This is a genomic window from Sphingomonas sp. 37zxx (assembly GCF_000786205.1).
GTDB lineage: Bacteria > Pseudomonadota > Alphaproteobacteria > Sphingomonadales > Sphingomonadaceae > Sphingomonas.
The window spans coordinates 1-5,255 of record NZ_JROH01000087.1 but is presented as its reverse complement, the minus strand read 5'-3'; the positions used below and the strand labels follow the sequence as shown (position 1 = coordinate 5,255).

Below are 5,255 nucleotides of genomic sequence, written 5' to 3'. Positions count from 1 at the left end.
GCCAAGCCCTTTTTCAGCAGCCTGCTAAAGGAATAGCAATGCTCGGGAAACAGGGCGGCTGCCTTACCAAAGCGATGGCTGCGACTCAATCCTTGGGGGAGATTGCACGGCTGGTGCAAGATGCCCTCTAGATAGTGTCGCCGTTTACTCCCGCAGGTTTATAGTCCTGCCCGGTTGGAATGCCCGCAAAGCCGCGAATTATCCATCCCATCGCTACAGTGAACAGCCACAGGAACACGCAAATTCCAGTTACCCAAGGGACAGCCTGATTAAACGCCTTTTTGCGATCCTCCCAACGGACTGACGACTTCGAAGCTTGCAAGCTTGCTGATAATTGTGGGGTGATACGTAGCGCTGCTATGCTTTCCGAAACTTGGGCCTGCACCCTTTTGTCATATTCCTGTGCGCCGAAGAACCATGGTGGATCAAAGCTAAGGCTCGGCGGCTCGCCGTTGGCGACGCGGATGTCGTTGTCCCGCTTCTGGTTTGCTTGCCTTTCCAATTCGTCCGGCGGAGTTGGTGCGACCGCATAGGGTATGCTCCCATCCGGCAAAGGAAGGAAACATAGTCGAAGCCCAAGATGGCTGCCGCCCCAATCGTAATCCCAGAGATGGCGAACGTAGGCGTTTACGGGGCAAGCATCCGGCGAAACAAACCAAGGCATTGTTGGCCCGCGACGGGTCAAGACTGGATCAGAATCATCGCGCCACAACACTGTTGCCGCACCAACTGCTATATCCTCGATCAGGATTACCCGTTCGTCGAGATGCGCCATCTCGGCGAGAAGCGCATTGGCGAGCGTCGTCTTGCCCGAACTGGTCCCGCCGGCGACGAGGATGTTGCGGCGGTCGACGACGGCGAGCGACAGCAGGCGCGCGGCTTCCGCCGACATGATGCCGTCGGTCACATAGTCCATCAGCGTGTAGATCCGCGCCGCGGGTTTCCGGATCGAAAAGCACGGGGCGGTGGATACGGGCGGCAGGATTCCTTCGAATCGCTCCCCGGCGCCGGTGCCGAGCGGTGGCAGTTCGGCCGAGACGATGGGCTTATCGCCGTGCACCTCTGACCGGACAGCCGCCCTTCCTCGACGTCGAGCCGGATATGGTGCCAGCCATCGGACAGGACCACATGCTCGCGGCCCTCGGCGTCGACCGCCATGGCGAGCCAGGATGAAATTCGGTCGATACGAAGGCTGTCGGGGTCGGACGGGTCGGCGGGCACCGCAGCGACGCCGATCGTCCCGGGATCGAAATCGGCATGCCAGATGATCCGGGCCGCAGGTGCTGCGCGGTCCGGCTGCTCGGCGAAAGTGAAGCCCCCATACAAGCGGATCCTGGGCCACCCCGCGCGTGGCGGTGCTCGCGCGCACGTGCCACGCGACATAGTCGGGATCACGGCGCAGCCATTCCCACATAAGTCCCGCGCGGTCGATTCCGCGCAATTGCAGATAGCTCGCCGCTATGCGCCAGTCCGCTAAAGGGTTTTCCCCGGCGGAAACGCTCACCGGCGGGCTCCGACTGGCCGGAATCTGTGGCAACAAAGAGCAACCAAAATGGTGGTATCGGCTGAACCTTTACGCGGCGTGCACCTTGATCTCGATGATCTGCCACTTTTGCGTCCAAAGTCTCTGTGATATTGCACTTTTATTACTGGAGTCGCCGGGCGACGGCCTGAGAACCAGTTGTTTGGCCTGTACGTAAGGGAAAGGGCGACCGTCGGGTGCCCGGTGGCTTGAGACGCCGCCCGCGGTCGCGATGCTGGACGATGCGCCTTCACACACTGGCGACGCAATTCATGCACGTCGTCGAAGCGGTCGGAAGCGCCGATGATCTCGCCTTGGCGATGGCCGCGATAACGGCCGAGATCGGCTTCCAATATTTCGCGTTGACGCACCATGTCGACATCGTCGCGGCGAACGGCAACGCGATCCGGCTGCACAATTACCCTGCGCAATGGGCCGACTATTATGACGGCAACGCGCTCGGCGTCAGCGATCCGGTCCACCGCGCGAGCCACGTGACGAGCGCAGGCTTCTGCTGGTCGCGCATGCCGTTCATGATCCCGCTGACCGCCGCCGACCACCGCACGCTGGCGCTCGGCCGCGACCAGGGAATCGGCGACGGCTTCACGGTGCCCGCGAATGTCCCGGGCGAGGCGCGCGGGTCGTGCTCGTTCGCCAACCAGGCGGGACGGCCCATGCCCGACACGAACCTGCCGCTCGCCCAGCTCGCCGGCAACTTCGCCTTCGAGGCGGCACGGCGCCTGTGGAGTACGCGCGGCCATCTGCCGGTGCCGCAGCCGCGGCTCCTGACCGACCGTCAACGCGACTGCCTGCTGTGGGTCGCGCGCGGCAAGGGCGACTGGGAGATCGCCATCATCCTGGGCATCAGCGAGGAAACCGTCGCCCGCCATGTCAGGGACGCCTGCGAGCGCTACGGAGTGAACAAGCGGACATTGCTGGTGATCCGGGCGCTGTTCGACGGAACGCTGACCTTCACCGATCTCTTCCGCCGCTGATATACCCCCTTTCCGGTATAGCGATGCAGCCGGCTTCTCGCTGACCCTTGGCCGATCACGGTCAGGGAGCCAGACCCATGCTGCATGTCCTTCAAACCGCCGCGCGCCCGGCATCGGACGCGGTGCTCCGCGCGATGTTCGCCGCCCGCAAGTCCGTCTTCGTCGACCTGCTCAAATGGGACGTCCCCGTCCTCGACGGCGGCTATGAAGTCGACCAGTTCGACGACGTCTACGCCACCTATCTGGTCCTTGCCGAGCCGGACGGCACGCATCTCGGTTCGGCCCGGCTGCTGCCGACGACACGGCCGCACATCCTCGATAGCTTCTATGCCGATCTATGCGAGGATGCTCCGCCTCGCGACGCCGATATTTTCGAAATCACCCGCTTCTGCCTCGATCGCCGGCTGACCGCGCACGAGCGGCGCCAGGTGCGCGATACGCTGGTGAGCGCGCTCGTCGACCATGCGCTGGCGACGGGCATCTCCGCCTATAGCGCAATCGCGGAGATGGGCTGGTTCCAGCAGATCCTCGCCTTTGGCTGGCGCTGCATGCCACTCGGGCTTCCGCGCATCATCGACGGCGCGATGCTGGCGGCGCTTCGCATCGAGATCACGCCGGAAACGCCGAGCCTGCTGGAGTCCGGACGGGCCACCGCAGCCGCGCTGCGCGTCGACCGACGCGTGGCAGCCTGACGAGGGGAGACGGAACATGACTGACACCCCCGACCTTTCCGTCGAGATCGCGCGCCAAGCCGCCAACCTTCTTGCCGATGGCTATTGCATTATCGCCGACGCGCTGGCGCCTGCGACGATCGGCGCGCTCGATGACGACCTCGCCGGCGATTTTGACTGCACGCCGTTCGGGCAGGGCTGTTTCTACGGCACGACGACGAAGCGGTTCGGCCGCCTTCTCATCCGGTCGCCGCGCGCGGCGGCGCTGGTTCAGCATCGTTTGATACTCGGTATCGTGGAGGAGGTGCTGTCCCCTTGGTGCGACCGGATCCAGCTCAATACCACCCAGGCGATCGCCGTGCATCCCGGCGCTCCGGCGCAGCTCCCGCACCGCGACCAGGATATGTGGCGCGGGTCGGTCGGCGAGATCGAATATCTCGTGAACGTGATGTGGCCGCTGACGCCCTTCACGAACGACAATGGCGCGACAATCGTGTGGCCGCGGAGCCACGGCCCCAGCGCGCTCAAGCCTGAGCCGGGCGAGTCGCCGCTCGCGGCCGAGATGGCGCCGGGCGCGGCGCTCATTTTCCTCGGCTCAACGCTGCATGGTGCCGGCACCAATCGGTCGGGCGCGGTGCGGCGCGGTGTGGTCGTCGGATATTCGCTCGGCTGGCTCAAGCCCTATGAGAACCAATGGCTCGCCTAAGCCAGTCGCTGGGCATTGGCCTGAGCGAGGCGTTTCGAGACGTGTCGCGGATCGACATCAAGCACTCCGGTGCTCGGCATCTCCCGCGTCCGACAGTGCGCGCGTTCGTGCAGGAATCGACCCGTCTCGCTACCGAGACGGCGCAGGCGACTGGCTCAAGCACAATCTTCAACGGTGGTGGCGGGGACAATGTGTTCTGCTCGCTGCAGTCCGCCGGGCCGGCGGCGGATCGGCTGCTGACCGCTGGACCTGGCAGGGCCTTCCTGCGCACCGCACGCGACATCAGCCAGCTCGCCCCAGCAAGCCTCTGGGCGGTGGTCAGCGACGCGGTCAAGCGCGGCTGGTTCGGCAAGCCGGCGGTTCGACAGGTGCACGATCTGACCTTCCTCTCGCCTCGCGCGCTGGCGGCGGCGGAAGTAGAGGTGATCCATCCTTGGCTCGTGCTTCCGAGTGATGCGCTGCCAGGCAAGGCGATGCACGTCCGCCTGATCGCGTTTGCGCAGAGCTTCGTCGAGGGGTTCGATCCCCAGGATGCACTGCCCACCGTTTCGCCCCTGCTGGCCCAGCCCCTAGTGGAGGCCTGCTTGGCTATTCCAAGCTGGCTCTGGTTCGAGGGTGGGCGCAATCGCGTGGTCGCAAGGCGGGCCTTCGCCGGCGACCTGCCGGCAGACATCATCCAGCGACGGTCCAAGGGTACGCCCTACAGCTTCGTGGCCCAGATCTTCGAAACGCATCGTGCCGCTATTCGCCGGATGCTCGTCGATGGCGAGCTGGCCAAACACGACATGTTGGACCTGGCCGCCGTTCTCGACGTCTTTGACGATCCTCGGCCTGTGCACGGGGATGCGTTCAGGCGTGTCCTACAGTTCGCCGACGTCGAGGCATGGGCGCGGACCTGGACTACCAGTTCCAGCTAATCGGACTCGATGCCGTGCAGCAGATCACCATCAACGTGTGACACGCAATCATTGGTTTCGATTGCGGCGAATGGCCGCGCTCACCGGTCGGAGCAAAGGCTATTTTCGAGGCAAGGCAATCTATTAGCTGGTGACCGTCACTTCGATCGCCTTGTTCGGAGTGGATGTCGGATTTGCACTGCCGTAGAAAGCGATTTTCAAGGCTTCATAGGCCTTTTTGCTTTCCTGGACCGAGCAGAGATCGGCACCGAGTTTAAGGCCAACGAGAATGCAACCCTCGGTGTCGTCGGGCGTGTTGCCGGTGTGGATCTGAACGTTGCCGCGGTCAGGAACGCCGGTGAGCTCGATACGCCAATTATCCGCATGGTCGTAGCGCAGCGTGCCGCCATAGACCCCGTTGGGGATGGAGCTGAGAAGCGGCGCATTGCCAAGCCATGTCTGTCA

Annotated in this window: 5 protein-coding genes and 2 pseudogenes; 5 read left to right on the top strand and 2 right to left on the bottom strand. The window is 63.8% G+C overall.

From position 1 onward, the window contains the following. Nucleotides 1-736: 736 nt before the first annotated feature. Nucleotides 737-1,069 (bottom strand): annotated as a pseudogene (locus tag QU44_RS18020) (ATPase, T2SS/T4P/T4SS family); the annotation flags it as partial. 246 nt (nt 1,070-1,315) lie between these two features. Further along, nucleotides 1,316-1,504, bottom strand: a pseudogene (locus QU44_RS19045) (transcriptional regulator domain-containing protein); the annotation flags it as partial. A gap of 290 nt (nt 1,505-1,794) precedes the next feature. Between QU44_RS19045 and QU44_RS16635 the strand changes: the two are divergent. From QU44_RS16635 to QU44_RS18785, 5 genes are all read left to right on the top strand, one after another. After that, the gene (locus tag QU44_RS16635) at nt 1,795-2,517 is read left to right on the top strand and encodes a LuxR family transcriptional regulator (RefSeq protein WP_231621796.1); all 723 of its coding nucleotides are present in this window, start codon (nt 1,795-1,797) and stop codon (nt 2,515-2,517) included. A 77-nt stretch (nt 2,518-2,594) separates the two neighbouring features. After that, nucleotides 2,595-3,209, top strand: coding sequence for an acyl-homoserine-lactone synthase (locus QU44_RS16630; protein WP_033923532.1), 615 nt, complete (start codon nt 2,595-2,597; stop codon nt 3,207-3,209). Nucleotides 3,210-3,225: 16 nt separating this feature from the next. Next, nucleotides 3,226-3,894 carry a phytanoyl-CoA dioxygenase family protein gene (locus tag QU44_RS16625; RefSeq protein WP_081988136.1) on the top strand — a complete coding sequence of 223 codons (669 nt, stop codon included), beginning with the start codon at nt 3,226-3,228 and terminating at the stop codon, nt 3,892-3,894. Beyond that, on the top strand, nt 3,882-4,811 hold the full coding sequence (locus QU44_RS18935) for an asparagine synthase-related protein (RefSeq protein WP_052135073.1): 930 nt from the start codon (nt 3,882-3,884) through the stop codon (nt 4,809-4,811). Before QU44_RS16625 ends, QU44_RS18935 begins: the two co-directional genes overlap by 13 nt. Nucleotides 4,812-4,862: 51 nt before the next feature. Beyond that, a partial coding sequence (locus QU44_RS18785; RefSeq protein WP_231621795.1) for a hypothetical protein occupies nt 4,863-5,255 on the top strand: 393 nt, incomplete at its 3' end.

What these genes read in the sequence shown, in the direction of transcription:
- QU44_RS16635 (WP_231621796.1), top strand. Translation starts at nt 1,795, where the DNA reads ATGCACGTCGTCGAAGCGGTCGGAAGCGCCGATGATCTCGCCTTGGCG.
- QU44_RS16630 (WP_033923532.1), top strand. Translation starts at nt 2,595, where the DNA reads ATGCTGCATGTCCTTCAAACCGCCGCGCGCCCGGCATCGGACGCGGTG.
- QU44_RS16625 (WP_081988136.1), top strand. Translation starts at nt 3,226, where the DNA reads ATGACTGACACCCCCGACCTTTCCGTCGAGATCGCGCGCCAAGCCGCC.
- QU44_RS18935 (WP_052135073.1), top strand. Translation starts at nt 3,882, where the DNA reads ATGGCTCGCCTAAGCCAGTCGCTGGGCATTGGCCTGAGCGAGGCGTTT.